The following is an 18,358-nucleotide window of genomic DNA, read 5'->3' on the forward strand; positions in this document are numbered from 1 at the left end:
TGGAGCAAACCATGAAAGCTTATACAGTTGAACAAGGTATCGTTGCACCATTAGATCGTGCCAATGTTGATACAGATTTAATTATTCCAAAACAGTTTTTAAAATCGATTAAACGTACTGGTTTTGGCGACAATTTATTCGATGAACTTCGCTATTTAGATGAAGGCTACCCAGGTCAAGATAACTCAGTACGCCCAAAGAACCCTGACTTTGTTTTGAATCAGCAACGTTATCAAGGGGCAACTGTTTTAATTGCTCGTACTAACTTTGGTTGTGGTTCAAGTCGTGAACATGCACCTTGGGCATTAAACGAATATGGTTTCCGTACTGTTATTGCTCCAAGTTTTGCGGATATTTTCTTTAATAACTGTTTTAAAAACGGCATGTTACCAGTTATTTTATCTGAGAATATTGTTGATCAATTATTCAAAGAATGTGCTGCGAATGAAGGATATCAATTAACGATTGATTTGGCTGCGCAAGAAGTTCGTACACCAGCAGGTGAAGCATTTAAATTCGAAGTGGATCCATTTCGTAAGCATTGCTTGTTAAATGGCTTGGATGATATTGGCTTAACTCTTCAAAATGCGGACGCAATTCGCGCTTATGAAGAAAAAACCAAACAGGTTCGTCCTTGGGTATTCCAAGAGATAAATTAACCTTTTGGTACATTTTAAACATAGTCATGGCGTCGTGTTCAAACTCTTGCTAACATGCTAAAGCATAACAACAGCTTAAAATTATGCACTAGATGAGGATTGGGCTTGAACAATGAAGAGGAACGTTACTCATAGCTTTTTGTTGGGCCTGTGCGCAATAACACTAAGTGCTTGTCAGAGCACTTACAATGTAGTGGATACTGTTCGTATTAAGCAGGCTGAACAAGAAAATTTGGGGCAGAATGCAGCAATATATTGTTCGGGCGCAAAAAGTTGCGAATTTGAACGGCTAAATGATATTACTGTTGTTGATGCACAGACACGTCGTATTAGTAATCAGGCAATTCATCAAGGAATTGTGAGATTAAATGGTTCGGTGTTAAGTCAAAGCAATAGTTTGTATTTATCTGTGCCTGCCAAACAATATGAAGTGGTGATTCGTTACTATCCGATTTCTCCAGATCGGGCAGAAACCATCCATGTTATTCACCAATTCAAAGCCAACCATCGCTATATGTTTAAAATGTACCGAGACAAATCTAACCGTTCGGGTAGTTTGCTGAATGTTTCTGTACCAGATCCATTATGTGTTGACTTAGAGCAGGATGGGCGTGTAATTCGCCGTTTTTGTCGACCATTTGATGTAACCACAGGACTCGGTGAATTTCTCGAACAGAAAAAACTAACACCACGACAGTCATAACACTGTCTTGTCTTTGAAAATGGAAAACTTCATGTCTAAACAGATTTTAATTTTGGCTGGCGATGGGATTGGTCCTGAAATTGTTGGGGCAGCAGAAAAAGTATTAAATAAAGTAAATGAAAAATTTAATTTGTCTTTGACTTGGGAACATGGCTTGTTAGGTGGAGCTGCGATTGATGCTCATGGAGAACCGTATCCAGCTGTAACAAGTGAGCAAGCCAAAAAAGCTGATGCCATTTTATTAGGCGCCGTTGGTGGACCAAAATGGGACACTATTGAACGCTCTATTCGCCCTGAACGCGGTCTTTTAAAAATTCGTAGTGAACTTAACTTGTTTGCTAACTTGCGCCCAGCGATTTTATACCCACAATTAGCCGATGCTTCTAGCTTAAAGCCTGAGATTGTTGCTGGTTTAGATATTTTAATTGTTCGTGAATTAACTGGTGGTATCTACTTTGGTCAGCCACGAGGTATTCGTGAACTCGAAAATGGTGAAAAACAGGGCTATAACACTGACGTTTATTCTGAGAGCGAAATTAAGCGTATTGCAAAAGTTGCTTTTGAACTTGCAGGATTACGTGGCGGTAAAGTGTGTTCTGTAGATAAAGCAAACGTTTTAGAAGTGACAGAGCTTTGGAAGCAAACGGTTACTGACTTACAGCAAGCGAACTATCCAAATATTCAGCTTTCACATATGTATGTGGACAATGCTGCTATGCAACTTGTACGTGCACCTAAACAGTTTGACGTAATCGTTACAGGTAACTTGTTTGGCGATATCTTGTCTGACGAAGCAGCAATGCTTACAGGCTCAATTGGTATGTTGCCGTCAGCTTCTTTAGATGAAAATGGCAAAGGCATGTATGAACCTTGTCATGGTTCGGCGCCTGATATTGCGGGTCAAAATGTGGCAAACCCATTAGCAACCATTCTTTCTGTTGCAATGATGCTTCGTTATACCTTCCGTGAAGAAGCTGCTGCTAAAGCAATTGAAGATGCAGTAGGGCAAGTACTTGATCAAGGTTTCCGTACAGCCGATATTATGTCTGAAGGCATGACTAAAGTAGGTACAGCCGAGATGGGTGAAGCAGTCGTTGCTGCTCTTGCTTAAGCGCTACTTTGCTAAAAAACGCAGCTTCAAGCTGCGTTTTTTATGGTTGTGTTTAGCAAGCTTTACCTTCGTATTGAATAGATTCAGCAATGTCATTTTTAAGCTGAAAAATAACTTTGCAATTAAAATTAACATCGTAAGAGTTGCTCCCTAATGTCCCCAATTGAATAGGAACTGGATTACCACCCATCTCTACATTGCTCACCATAGGAATGGGAATACTTAACGGCCGTAAAATCGTGTAGATGAGTTGATTTGATGTTTTTTGTGGAACATGCGCAATTTGAAAGCCAAGACCGCGTAAGTTTAGTTCTTGTTGAATGGTGGTCGATGATTTGCCCAGAAAGCCTTTTAAATATTCTTGTAAGTCGACAGATTGGCGTGGTTGAGTTGCGCAACCGTTCAAATAAATAGACATCACTGAGAGCAAGGTTATTCGGCATAGGTTCGATATATTCATTTTTCTCTCTATCAAATTATATTTATTGTTAGATAACGGTAGGTTGGATTGCCTAGCTTGTAAAGAAAAAAAGGAAGTTTATGATAAATGGAGGATGAGTTTATCTAGCAATTCATACTCATATCTGAAAGGCTTTATAATTATTTTGCAAAAAAACTTAAGGAAAACATGATGAAAAAAATACTTTTAGCACTTTTATGCAGCTTTGGAGTAACAGCGGTATATGCCGATAATTGCGAAACTACTCGTAATACCTATGATGATATTTACTGTACAAATAAAATCTATGCGAGTGCTGATGCAGATCTAAATAAAAATTATCAGGCATTAAGAGCAAAATTGAATACGGCACAAAGAAATACGCTTAAGAAGTCTCAGCTTGCGTGGATACGTCAACGTGATGCTGAATGTACAGATTCAAATAGAAATAGTGTAGACGTGCAGTGTCGTTTACAGACAACGCAGGAAAGAAACCATTGGCTACAAGAAAGATTGCGTGAATGCCAAACAGTTGGGTGTAAGTCCAGTCGATTAAGTGAATAAATAAAGCAATAAAAAAGCCACATCATGAAGTGGCTTTTTTGCATTCACTAATTAGCGAGCACGGTACGTAATACGACCTTTAGTTAAGTCATATGGAGTCATTTCGACTTTTACACTGTCGCCAGTAAGAATACGGATATAGTGTTTACGCATTTTACCAGAAATGTGTGCAATAACTTCGTGACCGTTTTCAAGACGTACACGGAACATCGTATTAGGAAGCGTTTCGGTGACAACGCCTTCGAACTCAATGAGTTCCTCTTTATTGGCCATAGCCTACCTGATGATCAAATTGGAAAGGCGCAAATTATAGTCAATTTATTTAAAAAAAACAAGATAGACATCTTCTTGTTAAAGCATCTGGTTAAACTATGACTAGTAAAAAAAGATGTAATTTTTTTCACAAAACAACTCTAATTCTGTTGTCAGTTTGGTCAATCAACGCTAATCTAAAATCATAGTTATTAGGGACTGTTCATGCATAAAGAGTCAACAGCTCCTAAGTATCAATGAAGTATCTACATGGAAGGGCACTGCGTGGGTCAGCTAACAGATGCATCAGTTGTATTACGTTTTGGCTATCAAGCAATTCGTCGTGCAGGATTGCCAACAGAAGAAATATTAACTAAAGCGGGAGTCGCTTTAAATCAGGTCGATACAAATGCACGTACTCCGTTAAGTGCACAGTATGCCTTTTGGACTGCAGCTCAGGAAGTCAGTAAAGATCCAGACATCGGTTTGCATTTAGGTGAGCATTTGCCTTTGTACCGTGGTCAGGTGATTGAACATTTATTTATTAGTAGTGAAACCTTTGGTGAAGGCCTTAAAAGAGCTTTAGCGTATCAACGTCTAATTAGTGATGCATTTGATGCAAAGCTGGTTGTCGAAGATGGGCGTTGCTATTTAACCAATGGTGAGCAAGTGGGGGCTGATAACCTTGTGAATCGTCATTTTTCAGAATGTGCGATTTCTGGTGTGCTTCGATTCTTCAAATTTATTACCGAAGGTCAGTTTCATCCTATCTTCATTGATTTTAACTTTAGTGAAGGTGCTTCGGAAGATGAATATTTCCGAGTTTATGGCTGTCCGGTAAGTTTAGGGCAAAAAGAAACAAGGCTATATTTTGATCCTGCCATTTTAGACTTCCAGCTTTGGCAGGCGGAACCTGAACTATTGCAACTGCATGAACAGCTCGCAATTGAAAAGCTACAAGAATTGGCTCGTTATGATTTGGTTGGTGAGGTTCGTCGAGCGATTGGTTCAACACTAGAAAGTGGAGAAACCACGCTAGAAACTGTAGCAGCACAATTAAATATTACGCCACGTCGTTTACGCACTCAGTTGAGTGAAGCGAATACCAGTTTCCAACAAATACTTTCTGACTACCGTTGTCGTTTAGCTAAAAAACTTTTGGCAAATACCAGTGAGAGTGTGGAGCGTATTGTGTATTTAACGGGTTTCTCCGAACCAAGTACGTTCTATCGTGCGTTTAAACGTTGGACCAATGAAACACCAGTTGAGTACCGTAAGCGTAAACAGCACCGCTAATAAAAATGGGTTAAGCCTACTCAGGTAGGTTTAACCAATGTGGCCCAAGTGGTGGTTGTGGTAAGTCAAACTGCTCGGGATAGTAACATTGAATAAAGTAGAGACCGTCAGGTGGAGCAGTGACTCCTGCCGCTTTACGATCTTGTGCTGCAAACATTGTATCGATATGGTCTATTTCATACATACCTTGACCAATTTCGAGTAAGCATCCAACAATATTACGCACCATATGGTGTAAAAAACCATCTGCTTGAATATCTAACACTAAATAGCGGCCATGTTCAAATAGACGACAATGCGTTACATGTCGAACAGGTTTATTGGACTGGCATGCTGCTGCGCGAAAGGTTTCAAAGTTATGCGTACCTTCAAATTTACTAGCAGCTTTAATCATCTTTTGCACATCTAGCTGTTGGTAAATGTGCGTGACCTGTTTATGTAAGAGGGCTGGGCGACAAGGAGCGTTATAAATAACATAGCGGTAACGTCGAGCAGTCGCCTTAAAGCGTGCATGAAAATTTTCATCCATCAGTTTAATCCATTGAATGGAAATATCTTTAGGTAACTGGCTATTTGCTCCTCTTAACCATCCCGTTTCTGGTCGAATGGCATTCGTATCGAAATGTGCCACCATATTGGTTGCATGTACACCTGCATCTGTTCTACCCGCACCATGAAGTGCAATAGGTTCATCTGCAATTTTGCTGAGTACACGCTCAATCGTTTCCTGAACGCTGGCAACGCCTGGCTGTTGTGTTTGCCAACCTCGATATTGAACTCCGCTAAACTCAATACCGACCGCATAACGTTGCATAGCTTTACCTCTATTTAATGCAAATTTTCATTCCAATGGCTGAACCATTGTTCTGGGGTTGGGTATTTTAAATAGATTTGAAGTGCTTTTGCATAAAGATCTGCATGACTATGTGCATCATTAATGACAATTTTTGCAGTTTTGGCCCAAGCGCTAATGGCATAACGTTGATCAATGCCCCCAAAGGTCACTTGTGTCGCCAAAATTGGAACACAACCACGAGCATACAGCTCATCTAAGGTTGCTAATAACTCAGGGTTAACTGCGATATTGCCTGTACCAAAGCCTTGTAACACCAAAAAGTGTGGTGGGGCAGGAAGTAAGTGGCGCAACTGTTGTACCAAGTGCTGTGTTGCAATCGGTTGCATCATCCAGTTTAAAATCTGGAATGAAGCAGCTTTTTCAATTTGAGCATCTTGTACGATTAATTCATTTTGTTGAGGCGTAAATTCAACTTCACTACTTAAACCTGAAAATGCATCGAGTTCAGTCGTATGCGTTTTTAAAGCAGTTTGCGCATGGAATACTTGATGATGAAATGCAAGATAAGCACCTACAGGTAAGCTAATCACTTGTTCTAATGCAAGATATAAGTTCTCAATTGCATCAGTAAATTCACGAGTATTATCACCTTGAATATTAAGTAACGGGTATTGGCTACCAGTAATTACAATATGACAGCTTTGGCCTAAAAAGCGGGCTAGGGTTGCAGCTGCATAACTGAGCGTGTCTGTACCGTGAATAACAACGAAATGTTGATAGCCTTCAAGTTGTAGTTGTTGTATCCGTTGAATGAGACGTAACCAATCAGGAGCCGTACAGGCACTGCTATCGACAATATTGGGTGCAGCGAAGCAGTCAACCGTTAAGTGTGGTGGAATCACTTTTTCAAGTTGGGGCAAGAATTGGTCGTAAGGCATAGGCGCTAAAGGTTCACCAATGCAACCAAAAGTACCACCCATATAAAATAAGGCTATTTTTTTCATATTTTTGCAGGCATAAAAAAGCAGTCATCTCTGACTGCTTATGGTAAATCGAACAGTTCTAAGAAGCTATGCGATTAAGTAGGTTTTTCGCATGTTGTTGTTGTTCTGTGTTGAATTTTTGCTCGTCACTCTCTAATAAATTGCGTGCTGCTTGGTTCGCTCCAAACTTGATGTATTGCTCAGCCAATTTCAAATCGAGCTCATTTTCATTTACTTGTTTTAATTCTGGAAAAGCTTCTAGAAGTGGATCCTCTATTTGAGCTTGCGTAACTGCTTCATTGACTACATCTATAGAATTTTGATTTTCAAGCTCTGGCGCTGTAACTAATGCAGGCTCATCTAACGAAAACTCAAGAGGTGCGATTGAAGCTGCTTCTAATGGCGCTTGTTCTACGAGTTTAATTTCATCTAATGATGGAGCTTGTTCAGCAGGCTTTGTCTCTGAACTTGAAGGATTTAAGTCAAGATTAAAATCTAATGGATTGATGCTACTCTCTTGATCTGCTTTTACCTCTACTGCTTGAGTTTTTTCCTCAGTTTCATGCTGAGGGGCCAAGTCAAAAGAAAACTCTAAATCAGCTAGCTCATTTGTTTCCTTAGATGACGATACTTCTGGTTCTTGCGGAGAAGTTGATACTTCTGTTTCATGTACAGGTTGGCTGGTATTTTCTGTAGCCGCAGTTTTTTCGAATGAAAAGTTAAATTCTAACGGTTCAACTTCAACAGCAGGTTCTTGTTTTACCGGTGTATAGTCTTTCTGCAAGTCATCAAAAGAAGCTTCAGAAGAACTTGTTGTTAACTGGTCAAACTGAGCTGTTGTATCAGGTGTATTTTTTGGCTCTTCATACGTTTGAGCCTGAGGAAAATCAATAGCATCAGGTTGTCTTGAAGACTCATATTCTTTTTGTCTTGCTTCTGCTTTAATTGTGATTTCATTTAATGCCAAGATGCGAATATGGCTAATAAGTTGTTGAATCGCAAATTCATCTTTTTGAGCAATATGAACTTCAAGAAGTAATAAATACAATTCGTGTTGGGTATTGTCTTTCTTTAGTGCCTGATTGACTTGAGCTTCGGCCGCAGAAAACTGTTTTTCTTGAATGAGTTGTATAATATTTTGACGAACAGCTTCTGGTACCGGACTACTTTGTGGAAGAGCAGGAGTGATTTCTTCAACTACATTGGCTTTACTTTTTTCACGCGAGCTTTTACTCGATTTGGCACCTGCTTTTTTGCCCGATTTTTTACTTATACTTTTTGGGGAGGTGGTCTCTTGTTTTTGGCCATTCTCGCGCTTTTTTAAAACAACGGCGACCACGAGTAATATGATAAACGGAATCACATATAACATTACTTTCCCCTTAAAAAATAAAATTTTGCAATATAAAGCGTGCTAACTCTGGTTTTAACTTAGTGTTTTTGCTTGTGAGTTTGTTGCTGTGCTTTTAATTGCTGCTGTAACTCTGCCAAACGCGCATTCAGAAGTTGAATACGTTGGTCTTTTAAACTTAAAGTTTGATTTAGTTTGGTTACATTCCTTTGTAATGTAACGGTTTTTTCTCGAGTTGTCATAACTTTTACTGCTAACTCAGTATTGTTTTGACCTTGTTGTGTGCTCTTTTTTGCACTTCCATGATTAGAATTTGGGCTGTTCTCTGCCACAATGCTCATTTCAGCTTGTTGCAAACGATATTTAGCTCGGCCAGAAGTAGGTTTTGCTAAGTTAGCTTCAGTTGATTTAGGTTTTGTATGAGGCGCTTTGGCTGTATTTGCTGCTGTTAAATTTAGTGAAATTCCCTGACGTAAACGGTTTACATCGCCTTGGATAAAAGCATGTCGATTTTGAGCTTGGATATCTCGCATGACTTTAGCTACAGGTTGTTTAGTTTGTGCTGCGATACGATTAGCAATCGACCATAAAGACTCATTACGTTGTACGACATACTTACCTGTAGGTGCTGGACCTTTATACGTGCTTATTTTTTGTTTTTTTTGTGTGTTTTTACTTAATAGATTTTTTTGTTGAGCAGGTTTAGATTGAGCTACTTTTTTGACTGTAGTGGCTTTATTGTCACTGCTCGTTTTGAGAGGAGCAACTGATTGCTTGTCTACAACAGATGGTTCTGTGCTCATTGCTGTTATTGTTTGCTGTGGCGCTTGAGTCGCAGGTTTTTCGGTAAAAGGAGTTGTTGGAGCCGAGTTATTCAAAGCAGGAGCAGTTCCAGTGCTAATGTTTAGATTACGCTCATTAGCTGTAGTTTCGGCTACAGGTGTTGCTGTCTCAGCAGGTGTGTATCGAGTACTTTCCGGTAAGTTTAACGCGATGTCTTTTTCATTTACGATAAATTGCGGTGAAAGTGGACTTTCGTTAGCAGCGACCTTTTTTATAGGCGATGGCTTTAAAACGGTTTTAATATGTTGAAGACGAGTTGCATTACCTTCACTGACTTTTACGACAATATTCAATTCAGGATCAATAATAGGACGAGATGAGGTAATCACAATAACGCCAGAACCTTGGCCATTTTGGCGTGTATAAAAGTTCAGATTACCAGGAGGTTGGTGAGTGACTCCCAAACTATTAAGATCTTCTTGAGTGGCTAAACTGACTTGTAATGGGGTATTTGGATCCGCTTGCTGAAAATTCATTTCTGCATAAAGTAATTCCCCAGGTGCAGATTGAATTTGAATAGGATCTAATGTAATCGCATAAACACAAGGCGAAGACATAATGGTGAAAATGGCAATTTTTAATTTGTTATATGCAGTCATCTCAATCCATGACCTGATCAGTCGTAAAGTCGTTCAAAATTATACAATAATGAAATGTAAATAAATTGTTAATTTTTCACAAACCAGTTACGAAAAAGCCGATCAAATGTGATCGGCTTTTTATTTTGACTGAATAATTCAGGTCAAATTATGAGCTTTTGTATTCTACTAAAATACGTAACATACGACGTAAAGGTTCAGCAGCACCCCAAAGTAGCTGATCGCCTACTGTGAATGCACCGAGATACTCTTTACCCATATTGAGTTTGCGTAAACGGCCTACAGGTACAGTTAAGGTACCAGTCACAGCTACAGGTGTAAGATCAGTCATTGATGCTTCACGTGTATTTGGTACAACTTTAGCCCACTGGTTTGAGTTACGAATCATATCTTCGATCTCATCAAGCGGAACATCTTTTTTCAGTTTGATGGTTAATGCTTGAGAGTGGCAACGCATTGCACCGATACGCACACAGTGACCATCAATAGGAACAATTTGAGAGTTACCTAAAATCTTGTTGGTTTCAACTTGACCTTTCCACTCTTCTTTAGATTGACCGCTTTCAAGCTGTTTATCAATGTAAGGAATCAATGAACCAGCAAGTGGCACACCAAAGTTCGCAGAAGGGAAGCCTTCACCACGTTGTAACTCAGCAACTTGACGGTCAATATCAAGAATTGCAGATTTAGGATCATCTAACAAAGTCTTGGTATTGTTGTACAAATAACCCATACCTGTTAACAACTCACGCATGTTTTGTGCGCCAGCACCTGATGCTGCTTGATAAGTCATAGCAGTCATCCACTCAACCAAATTATTTTGGAAAAGTGCGCCTACGCCCATCAACATAAGTGATACTGTACAGTTACCACCAACGAAAGTTTTAGTACCTCTCGCTAAACCGTCTTTAATTACGTTAAGGTTAACTGGATCAAGAACGATGATTGCATCATCAGACATACGTAAAGTAGATGCAGCATCAATCCAGTAGCCATCCCAACCAGTTGCTTTTAACTGTGGGAAAACTTCAGACGTGTAGTCACCACCTTGGCAGGTAATAATGACATCCATTTGCTTCAGACTGGTAATGTCTGTAGCTTCCATAAGTGCTGGGGCAGTCTTACCACCAAATGAAGGAGCTTCACCACCTGCATTACTGGTAGAGAAGTAGAATGGCTCAATATGAGCAAAATCATTCTCTTCAACCATACGTTGCATAAGGACGGAACCGACCATCCCGCGCCAACCGACCAGACCTACTTTCATGTCATTTTGCCTCGGTGCGTTAAAATTGTTAGGGGGAGTTGAGTGTATCAAAAGTGCTCACAACTGCAAGCGTTACAGAATCAAAACAGCAATTTTATTGAGTAGAATATCTTGTTTATGTTACATACAAAATTGATAAAGATGACAAAAACATTAAAAAACAAATCATCTTAAAAGAGTAATTTCAATGATTTATATCGAAGTTGTGTCTGTGGTGGTGATTTGGTTGACTTTCTGGTCACTTATCCCTCGTGATGAGTGGTGGTTTAGAGGGGCTGATTTTCCACGTTTACAAATTCTGTTTGTGGGCTTTATTGCTTTAATTGGCATGTTGTTTTGGCCGTCTGAATGGAACATATGGCGTGAGCTTTTACTTGCAGTACTCATTGCAGCAATTGCTTATCAACTTAAAATGGTTTTGCCTTATACCTTGTTTTGGAAAAAACAGGTTAAAAAGGTAAAGCAACATCAAGTAGATCCTAAAAAGCAGATTTCACTAATTGTTTCTAATGTGCTTACACCCAATGATAAATATCATTTATTACTTGAGCATGTACGGACATTAAAACCTGATTTATTGTTGACGTTAGAAAGTGACAAGACATGGGAAAATGCTCTAAAAGAAATTGAAGAGGAGTACCCTTACCGTGTGCCTGTACCATTAGATAATTTATATGGCATGCATTTATATAGTCGACTACCGCTTAGAAATACTGAGGTCAAGTTCATTTTAAGTAATGAAATTCCTTCTATTCATACCACTGTAATCTTACGTTCTGGGATGCCTGTTCAGCTCTACTGTTTACATCCTAAGCCGCCTAGTCCAACTGAAGCAAAAGATTCAACACTACGAGATGCAGAGCTTTTAATTGTTGGAGATCAAATTAAAGATCTGGATGAGAGTTGTATCGTGATGGGAGATCTAAATGATGTCGCATGGTCACGCACAACACGTTTATTTCAGCGTATTAGTGGATTACTCGACCCGCGAGTTGGCCGACACTTTATTAATACTTTTCACGCAGATTACTCTTTATTGCGTTGGTCACTTGATCATATCTTTCATAGTACAGACTTTGGTTTAGTAAAAATGCAGCGTTTATCTCATATTGGCTCAGATCATTTTCCTGTCTACGTCGTTTTACAAACAGGTCGAATATTTGAAGAGATTCAAGAAGAAGTTGAAGAAACTCAAGATGATGAAGAAGAAGCTCAAGCTGCAATACAAGAAGGTATTGCTAAAGCTGAAAAAGAAGAAAAAATAGTGACTGATGAAATTGCAGAGCCTTATAAAGAGAAAAGTATATAAAAGCAGGTTGTAAGCAATATCGTACAAAGATTTGAGTCTAGGTCCAATAGGCAGGGGGAACTAAAACCCGTATTCTACATTCATCGGCACACGGAAGCGGGAATGGATAATCCCAAGTAAGGATGCACTAAGCTGATATGGAACGACATCACGGATAAGATGTTAGAACGGAAGCAATAAAAAGAATTATATACCCTGAAAGCACAACCTCATTTACCCGAGTTTTGCAGGACGCAGAACTCGGGTTGATATTTTATATAAATACCATTTAATTATTTGTAAATTAAAGAAATATTTTTAAGATTATCTTAATTTTAAAATCTATTTAATTATAGGTAGTTGTCCATAAGTTTTTTTATATATCCGAGCCTTTTTCGATGAAAATAGATACAAAAATTTTTTTTGATAAGTTTTTGTTTTTATAGATTATTGAAGAATAAATATAGGCTTTGGTCTATTTAGACATAAATTGGACTTGTTTAATTGGCAAATCTCAATAGAATGTGCCGATCGTTGACATGTTGGATCGTCAACAGGCATTGTTGTTTACTTCGCCGGATCGGCGGGTTGTGATTTGCTTGTGCATTTAAATTTCTGTTTGGAAATTAGTGTACATATTGAGGTTTCACTCTAAGATAGTGGTCTTCTCCCTCTCATATTTGATACTTTGCGGTGCATAAGGATTGTCTTATGAAGAATTTTAAATTTAGCCTTGCGTGGCAAATTTTAATTGCTTTAATCCTAGGGATAGTTGTCGGGGCTGTTTTACATAATCAGCCTGAAATCAAAGATAGTATTGTAAATAACGTTCTTACGCCGTTAGGTAAGATCTTTATTAGCCTGATTAAAATGATTGTTATTCCAATCGTTTTCTCTACATTGATTTTAGGTATTGCGGGTGTTGGCAGTACAAAAAGTCTTGGGCGTCTTGGTTTTAAAACCATTCTCTATTTCGAAATTATTACTACTATTGCTATTTTGGTCGGCTTGGTTGCAGCAAATATCTTCCATCCAGGTTCAGGCATTGATATGTCTCAACTGGTTCAAACTGATATTTCTCAATATAAGCATACAACTGAAGAAGTACAGTCACAGTCTCATGGTATTATCCAGACGATATTATCGCTTATCCCAACGAACATTATTAGTTCAATGGCACATGGCGAAATGTTACCAGTGATTTTCTTTGCTGTGCTTTTTGGTATTGGCTTATCTTCATTGCCAGCTACAACAAAAGACCCATTATTAAATGTATTTCATGCTGTATCGGAAACAATGTTCCGTGTAACACACATCATCATGAAATATGCGCCAGTGGGTGTATTTGGTTTGATCGCTGTAACTGTTGCAAACTTCGGTTTCGCTTCACTTATTCCATTAGGTAAATTGGTTGTATTGGTTTACGGTGCAATCTTGTTCTTTGCTTTAGTGGTACTTGGTTTAACTGCAAAAATGTTCAGTATCAATATCTTTACTTTGCTTAAGATCTTGAAAGATGAATTAATTTTGGCATATTCGACTGCAAGTTCAGAAACAGTTTTACCGCGTATTATGCAAAAAATGGAAGCTTATGGCGCGCCAAAAGCAATTTCTAGTTTTGTAATTCCAACAGGTTATTCATTTAACCTTGATGGTTCTACGCTTTACCAAAGTATTGCAGCAATCTTTATTGCACAGCTTTACGGTATCGAAATGTCAATCAGTCAACAAGTTATTTTGGTTGTAACATTAATGATTACTTCTAAAGGTATCGCGGGTGTTCCTGGCGTATCGTTTGTTGTGTTATTAGCGACATTAGGTAGTGTTGGTATTCCTGTAGAAGGCTTAGCATTTATTGCTGGTGTTGACCGTATTATGGATATGGCACGTACTGCGTTGAACGTTGTAGGTAACGCGCTTGCGGTACTTGTAATCAGTAAATGGGAAAAACAATACGACTATGAAAAAGCTGCTGCTTATGAAGCAACATTTAAATAAGACTGCTTTCTTTTAGTTGTAAAAAAACCCGCGATGATCGCGGGTTTTTTATTACGTTATTTCAGTACACTTTGATATAGCTCAATGGTCTGGTCGCACATATCTTTTAAACTGAACATGGTCACAGGAGCAACTGTTTGAGGTTGTTCAATATGATGTTTTACTTTTTCTACTAAAGCTTTTTCATTTTCAGCTTCAACAAGACCTTGTGGATATACATGAGATAAAATCTCTGCAACACCTCCACGATTCCAGCCAATCACTGGCGTACCGACTGAGAGTGCTTCTAATGCTGTTCTACCGAATGTTTCTGCCTGATTGGATAGAGAGAGCACAATATCGCTAAAAGCGAGCCATTCACGTATATCTGAGCGATGTCCTACAAAGGTGATCTTATCTGCAAGTCCTTTGTTTTGAATGGTGCTTTGCAACTCACTTAAATAGGCCTGTTTTTTAGCATCGGCACCACCCACAACAACAGCATGCAGTTGAGGATATTGCGACTGAAGTTGTTGCATCAATTCAATTAAGCTTTCATGTCCTTTTAAACGTGTAATACGGCCAGGCAAGCATAGTAAAAATTTATTTTCGAGTTCAGGAAAGTCATTAAAAACTTGATTAAACCACTGTGCTGAGGGTTGGTAGTTATGCGGGAAAGCAGCTGGATCAATCCCTCGATAAATCCGGACAATATCTTGTGGTGGACAGTTTTTATAATGGTCAGTGATGTATTTAACTACGCTGTCAGAAACGGCAATTACTTTTTCAGCTTGAGTCATAATCGCACTATAACGATTAACTGAATAAAAACCATGTACTGTGCTAATGAGGTGAGGGCGCTTATGTGCTGGTATTCCTTTTAAGGCAAAATGAGTAAGCCACGCAGGGACACGTGAGCGGACATGAACAATATCGGGTTGATGCTCTTCAATAAGTCGACGTAAAGGGCGAATTTGCCATAAGCTCGATAAAGATTTTTTATGAATCGGTAGTGTTAAGTGTTTAGAACCCTCGGCTTCAAGTTGAGACACTAGTCGTCCGCCGTTTGATACAACTAAAGATTGGTGGCCTTGTGCAACTAGTGCACGTGCAATTTCCAGTGTGCCGCGTTCTACGCCACCGCTATTGAGTTCTGGGAGAAGTTGCATCACTTTCATTGTTTTTTGCCTTATACATTTATAAAAGATGGACCATTTACAGATACATCATTTCAAGCTAAATCATTATCCAGAATTTACTATCGTGTTAGCGACATGGATGTCGCTGTTTCGCTGTGTTACATGGAAGTAACATCAGCGGAACAAAGGATTTTTGCTTACTTTTTATCCCTAAAAAGTAAGGTCTGCCTATTCGAAAGTATTTGAGTTTCACTTTAAATTGAGGCTGTGCTTACTACCACTTTAAAATCATTACAGTTTTATCTTAGTAGATCTCTTCATATCCTTCAGGACGTGTTTTAAATCGACGATGGAACCACATATATTGAGTGGGTGCGATACGAAGCTGGTTCTCAATAATCTTATTCACGCGGGTTGCATCATCGACTTCATCTTCGCTTGGCATATTGTCGACTGCAGGTTCAATCAAGATATGATATTTAGGGTCATGTACATCGCCATGACGATAAAAATATAAAGGAACAGCAACCGCTTTGGAAATTTTTAATAAACGACGGTGAGCCGTTACTGTCGCAGCTGGCACTCCAAAAAATGGTGCCATAACGCCTTGTTTAAGCCCGAAGTCTTGATCGGGACTATACCAAATGGCATCACCATCTTTAAGGTGACGAATTAAGCCGCGCATATCATCATGATCAATTTGTGCTTTGTAGATTGTGCCGCGGCAGCGATAAATCAGCATATCGAGTAGCGGGTTATTTTGAGGACGATAAACAACATCAGGTTCAAAATATTGAGCGCATACATAACCACCAGCATCAAGCAAAGTACTGTGAGTTCCTAGTAATAAAACGCCTTTGCCTTGTGCTTGAGCATTGGTAATGTGTTCTAAGCCTTCAATCGTGACACGGTTTTTAAACCAGTACGGCTTATACCATGCGTTCAAGGTCTCAAAAATACCAAGCATCATATCTACAAAAACTTGTTTTGCTTGTTGCTGTACTTTTTCAGGTGACCATTCGGGAAAGCAAACTTCTAAATTGCGAATAGTAGTTTTGCGACGAGATTTTAAATATTTCCAAGCGATATTTGCTAACCCGTGAGCTAAACGCCATTGGATCGCCCATGGTAAAATAGCCAAAAGCATGAGGAAAGTAATCGCAATCCATACACCCCAATATTTAGGTAATAAAAAGGACCATTGAAACTCACCGGGCGTATAAGGCTGCTTTTGGCTCATAACGATATAAAGAATTTAAAAAGTTAAAACTAGCAAAAGTGTATCACGAACTGAATTTATCGTCGTAATACACAGGAGTAAATTGAAGTTTTAGAGCAGGGGGAGGAAAACAAAGTGGTTATCGGCGGTGTTCTAAAAGAATACGAACAGCGAGTCCAGCTAATACCGTCCCCATAATCCAGCGTTGAATGCTCGCCCAAAGCGGTTTTTGCTGTAGAAAGAGCGCAATACTACCTGCAGAAAATACAATCAATGCATTGACGGAAACACTTACAAAAATTTGTATGGTTCCGAGTTGAATGGACTGCGCTAAAATACTGCCTTGTTGTGGATGTATAAACTGTGGCAATAAAGACAAATACATAATTGCAATTTTAGGATTAAGTAAATTTGTCAAAAAGCCCATTAAAAATAATTTTAATGGTGAGTCAATAGATAAGTCTTTTACACTGAAAATAGGCGCTGCATTTGGACGTAATGCTTTCCATGCAAGCCAGAGTAAATATATGGCACCGGCAATACGAATCGTGTCATAGGCATATGGAACTGCCACAACAAGCGCTGTGATCCCGAAAGAAGCGCAGAGCATATAAAATACAAAACCAACAGCAACCCCACCGAGGGAAATAAAACCTGCTATTTTGCCTTGACTAATGGAGCGAGAGATAAGATAAATCATGTTCGGACCCGGGGTGAGTACCATCGCCAAGCAAATGAGTCCGAATGCCAAAATTTGAGAGAGATCTAGCACGGAATTATCCTTAAATATTATTATACTGATAGGTATATCATAATTATTTTATATACAGCGAAACATTATTCATTGTCTTTTTAAATGGCTTTGTTGCACAAAGCTATTCTTGAAGGCTTCTTCAGTAATATAATTTCCAGATGAAGAAGCCTACACCTAAAATCTATCGTACAACCAATTGGTCCTCGTATAACCAAGCTTTAATCAAGCGAGGAAATATTTCAATCTGGTTTGATCCTAAGACGCAATGGTATGCACAACCACAAGGCAAGCAAGGACGAAATCAAACTTATTCCGATACAGCGATTCAATGCTGTTTAATGATCAAATCTCTATTCCGTCTTTCTTTACGTATGGTTACTGGCTTTGTTCAAAGCCTGATTAAACTCTGTGGCTTGAATTGGACAGCACCAGATTACTCCACCCTTTGTAGACGACAAAAGCATATTGATATTGCGATAAGCTATCAGAAAAGTCATGATGGGTTACACCTACTTGTCGACTCTACGGGTTTAAAGTTTTTAGGTGAAGGCGAATGGAAGCGTAAAAAACATCAGCCTGAATACCGTCGGCAATGGCGTAAACTGCATATTGGTATAGATGCTGAAACACTGCAAATACGTGCCGTTCAGCTTACTACAAATAATGTCAGTGATTCACAAGTACTAGGTGATTTACTGGATCAAATTCCACTAGATGAGCGAATAGATTCTGTCTATACCGATGGCGCGTACGACACGAAGTGCTGCAGAAAAGTGATTTCAGATCGTCAAGCACATGCAGTAATTCCACCCAGAAAGAATGCCAAGCCCTGGAAAGATTCTAAAATAAGTTCAATAGAACGAAATGAGTTACTTCAAACGGTTAAACATTTAGGCAGAACCCTATGGAAAAAATGGTCGGGTTATCACCGTCGTAGTTTGGTGGAAACCAAGATGCATTGCATCAAATTATTAGGTGATAGGCTGACGGCAAGACATTTTCAAAGTCAGGTCAATGAAATTCATGCGCGTGTGGCAGTTCTGAATAGATTTACGGAATTAGGTAGACCTCGCACCCAAGTTGTGTCTTAAATTTGAATGGATTGGGGAGAACTCAGC

Annotated in this window: 18 protein-coding genes; 8 read left to right on the forward strand and 10 right to left on the reverse strand. The window is 39.0% G+C overall.

What is annotated here, in order from left to right:
- The first annotated feature begins 11 nt into the window (after window positions 1–11).
- The 3 genes from leuD to leuB all read left to right on the forward strand — a co-directional run bounded on the left by leuD (window position 12) and on the right by leuB (window position 2,473).
- Window positions 12–659, forward strand: coding sequence for a 3-isopropylmalate dehydratase small subunit (gene leuD / locus J671_RS20685; RefSeq protein ID WP_031983287.1), 648 nt, complete (start codon window positions 12–14; stop codon window positions 657–659).
- Between the two features lie 112 nt (window positions 660–771).
- The gene (locus J671_RS20690; protein ID WP_004710709.1) at window positions 772–1,362 is read left to right on the forward strand and encodes a hypothetical protein; all 591 of its coding nucleotides are present in this window, start codon (window positions 772–774) and stop codon (window positions 1,360–1,362) included.
- Between the two features lie 31 nt (window positions 1,363–1,393).
- Window positions 1,394–2,473, forward strand: a complete 1,080-nt coding sequence (gene leuB, locus J671_RS20695; RefSeq protein ID WP_000043184.1) for a 3-isopropylmalate dehydrogenase — start codon at window positions 1,394–1,396, stop codon at window positions 2,471–2,473.
- Between the two features lie 52 nt (window positions 2,474–2,525).
- Here the strand turns inward: leuB and J671_RS20700 are convergent, their stop codons facing one another.
- Window positions 2,526–2,933 (reverse strand): hypothetical protein, encoded by a 408-nt coding sequence (locus J671_RS20700; protein ID WP_031983289.1) that lies wholly within the window; start codon window positions 2,931–2,933, stop codon window positions 2,526–2,528.
- Between the two features lie 168 nt (window positions 2,934–3,101).
- On the opposite strand from J671_RS20700, the gene J671_RS20705 reads away from it, so the two are divergent.
- The gene (locus J671_RS20705; protein WP_081404946.1) at window positions 3,102–3,476 is read left to right on the forward strand and encodes a lysozyme inhibitor LprI family protein; all 375 of its coding nucleotides are present in this window, start codon (window positions 3,102–3,104) and stop codon (window positions 3,474–3,476) included.
- Between the two features lie 51 nt (window positions 3,477–3,527).
- On the opposite strand, the gene infA is transcribed toward J671_RS20705, so the two are convergent.
- The gene (infA, locus tag J671_RS20710) at window positions 3,528–3,749 is read right to left on the reverse strand and encodes a translation initiation factor IF-1 (protein WP_001284370.1); all 222 of its coding nucleotides are present in this window, start codon (window positions 3,747–3,749) and stop codon (window positions 3,528–3,530) included.
- Window positions 3,750–4,013: 264 nt separating this feature from the next.
- Between infA and J671_RS20715 the strand changes: the two genes are divergently transcribed.
- Entirely contained in the window at window positions 4,014–5,024 is a 1,011-nt protein-coding gene (locus tag J671_RS20715) for an AraC family transcriptional regulator (RefSeq protein ID WP_004710706.1), read from the forward strand.
- A gap of 16 nt (window positions 5,025–5,040) precedes the next feature.
- Here J671_RS20715 and truA read toward each other — a convergent pair whose 3' ends face one another.
- The 5 genes from truA to asd all read right to left on the reverse strand — a co-directional run bounded on the left by truA (window position 5,041) and on the right by asd (window position 10,863).
- A complete protein-coding gene (gene truA, locus J671_RS20720) occupies window positions 5,041–5,838 on the reverse strand; it encodes a tRNA pseudouridine(38-40) synthase TruA (protein ID WP_031983293.1) in 798 nt (265 codons plus the stop codon).
- 14 nt (window positions 5,839–5,852) lie between these two features.
- Window positions 5,853–6,824 carry an asparaginase gene (locus J671_RS20725; protein ID WP_031983295.1) on the reverse strand — a complete coding sequence of 324 codons (972 nt, stop codon included), beginning with the start codon at window positions 6,822–6,824 and terminating at the stop codon, window positions 5,853–5,855.
- A gap of 58 nt (window positions 6,825–6,882) precedes the next feature.
- Entirely contained in the window at window positions 6,883–8,175 is a 1,293-nt protein-coding gene (locus J671_RS20730; protein ID WP_031983296.1) for a hypothetical protein, read from the reverse strand.
- Window positions 8,176–8,234: 59 nt separating this feature from the next.
- Window positions 8,235–9,596 carry a FimV family protein gene (locus J671_RS20735; RefSeq protein ID WP_031983297.1) on the reverse strand — a complete coding sequence of 454 codons (1,362 nt, stop codon included), beginning with the start codon at window positions 9,594–9,596 and terminating at the stop codon, window positions 8,235–8,237.
- A gap of 148 nt (window positions 9,597–9,744) precedes the next feature.
- Window positions 9,745–10,863: an aspartate-semialdehyde dehydrogenase gene (gene asd, locus J671_RS20740; RefSeq protein ID WP_031983298.1), complete on the reverse strand. Its 1,119-nt coding sequence runs from the start codon at window positions 10,861–10,863 to the stop codon at window positions 9,745–9,747.
- Window positions 10,864–11,050: 187 nt separating this feature from the next.
- Between asd and J671_RS20745 the strand changes: the two genes are divergently transcribed.
- Window positions 11,051–12,172, forward strand: a complete 1,122-nt coding sequence (locus tag J671_RS20745) for an endonuclease/exonuclease/phosphatase family protein (protein ID WP_002053517.1) — start codon at window positions 11,051–11,053, stop codon at window positions 12,170–12,172.
- 690 nt (window positions 12,173–12,862) lie between these two features.
- On the forward strand, window positions 12,863–14,149 hold the full coding sequence (gene gltP, locus J671_RS20750; RefSeq protein WP_031983300.1) for a glutamate/aspartate:proton symporter GltP: 1,287 nt from the start codon (window positions 12,863–12,865) through the stop codon (window positions 14,147–14,149).
- A gap of 56 nt (window positions 14,150–14,205) precedes the next feature.
- Here gltP and J671_RS20755 read toward each other — a convergent pair whose 3' ends face one another.
- The 3 genes from J671_RS20755 to J671_RS20765 all read right to left on the reverse strand — a co-directional run bounded on the left by J671_RS20755 (window position 14,206) and on the right by J671_RS20765 (window position 17,258).
- Entirely contained in the window at window positions 14,206–15,306 is a 1,101-nt protein-coding gene (locus J671_RS20755; protein ID WP_031983301.1) for a glycosyltransferase family 4 protein, read from the reverse strand.
- Window positions 15,307–15,571: 265 nt separating this feature from the next.
- A complete protein-coding gene (gene lpxL, locus J671_RS20760) occupies window positions 15,572–16,507 on the reverse strand; it encodes an LpxL/LpxP family Kdo(2)-lipid IV(A) lauroyl/palmitoleoyl acyltransferase (protein WP_031983302.1) in 936 nt (311 codons plus the stop codon).
- 118 nt (window positions 16,508–16,625) lie between these two features.
- Window positions 16,626–17,258 (reverse strand): LysE family translocator, encoded by a 633-nt coding sequence (locus J671_RS20765; RefSeq protein ID WP_004710695.1) that lies wholly within the window; start codon window positions 17,256–17,258, stop codon window positions 16,626–16,628.
- 140 nt (window positions 17,259–17,398) lie between these two features.
- On the opposite strand from J671_RS20765, the gene J671_RS20770 reads away from it, so the two are divergent.
- Window positions 17,399–18,331, forward strand: a complete 933-nt coding sequence (locus J671_RS20770; protein ID WP_004812228.1) for an IS5-like element ISAha3 family transposase — start codon at window positions 17,399–17,401, stop codon at window positions 18,329–18,331.
- Window positions 18,332–18,358 lie beyond the last annotated feature (27 nt).

Source organism: Acinetobacter sp. 1130196 (assembly GCF_000588095.1).
In the GTDB taxonomy this organism is placed as follows: Bacteria; Pseudomonadota; Gammaproteobacteria; order Pseudomonadales; family Moraxellaceae; genus Acinetobacter; species Acinetobacter nosocomialis.

Bases quoted from the DNA above. Each gene is read 5' to 3' on its own strand.
- leuD (WP_031983287.1), top strand. From the start codon at position 12: ATGAAAGCTTATACAGTTGAACAAGGTATCGTTGCACCATTAGATCGT.
- J671_RS20690 (WP_004710709.1), top strand. From the start codon at position 772: ATGAAGAGGAACGTTACTCATAGCTTTTTGTTGGGCCTGTGCGCAATA.
- leuB (WP_000043184.1), top strand. From the start codon at position 1,394: ATGTCTAAACAGATTTTAATTTTGGCTGGCGATGGGATTGGTCCTGAA.
- J671_RS20700 (WP_031983289.1), bottom strand. From the start codon at position 2,933: ATGAATATATCGAACCTATGCCGAATAACCTTGCTCTCAGTGATGTCT.
- J671_RS20705 (WP_081404946.1), top strand. From the start codon at position 3,102: ATGATGAAAAAAATACTTTTAGCACTTTTATGCAGCTTTGGAGTAACA.
- infA (WP_001284370.1), bottom strand. From the start codon at position 3,749: ATGGCCAATAAAGAGGAACTCATTGAGTTCGAAGGCGTTGTCACCGAA.
- truA (WP_031983293.1), bottom strand. From the start codon at position 5,838: ATGCAACGTTATGCGGTCGGTATTGAGTTTAGCGGAGTTCAATATCGA.
- J671_RS20725 (WP_031983295.1), bottom strand. From the start codon at position 6,824: ATGAAAAAAATAGCCTTATTTTATATGGGTGGTACTTTTGGTTGCATT.
- J671_RS20730 (WP_031983296.1), bottom strand. From the start codon at position 8,175: ATGTTATATGTGATTCCGTTTATCATATTACTCGTGGTCGCCGTTGTT.
- J671_RS20735 (WP_031983297.1), bottom strand. From the start codon at position 9,596: ATGACTGCATATAACAAATTAAAAATTGCCATTTTCACCATTATGTCT.
- asd (WP_031983298.1), bottom strand. From the start codon at position 10,863: ATGAAAGTAGGTCTGGTCGGTTGGCGCGGGATGGTCGGTTCCGTCCTT.
- J671_RS20745 (WP_002053517.1), top strand. From the start codon at position 11,051: ATGATTTATATCGAAGTTGTGTCTGTGGTGGTGATTTGGTTGACTTTC.
- gltP (WP_031983300.1), top strand. From the start codon at position 12,863: ATGAAGAATTTTAAATTTAGCCTTGCGTGGCAAATTTTAATTGCTTTA.
- J671_RS20755 (WP_031983301.1), bottom strand. From the start codon at position 15,306: ATGAAAGTGATGCAACTTCTCCCAGAACTCAATAGCGGTGGCGTAGAA.
- lpxL (WP_031983302.1), bottom strand. From the start codon at position 16,507: ATGAGCCAAAAGCAGCCTTATACGCCCGGTGAGTTTCAATGGTCCTTT.
- J671_RS20770 (WP_004812228.1), top strand. From the start codon at position 17,399: ATGAAGAAGCCTACACCTAAAATCTATCGTACAACCAATTGGTCCTCG.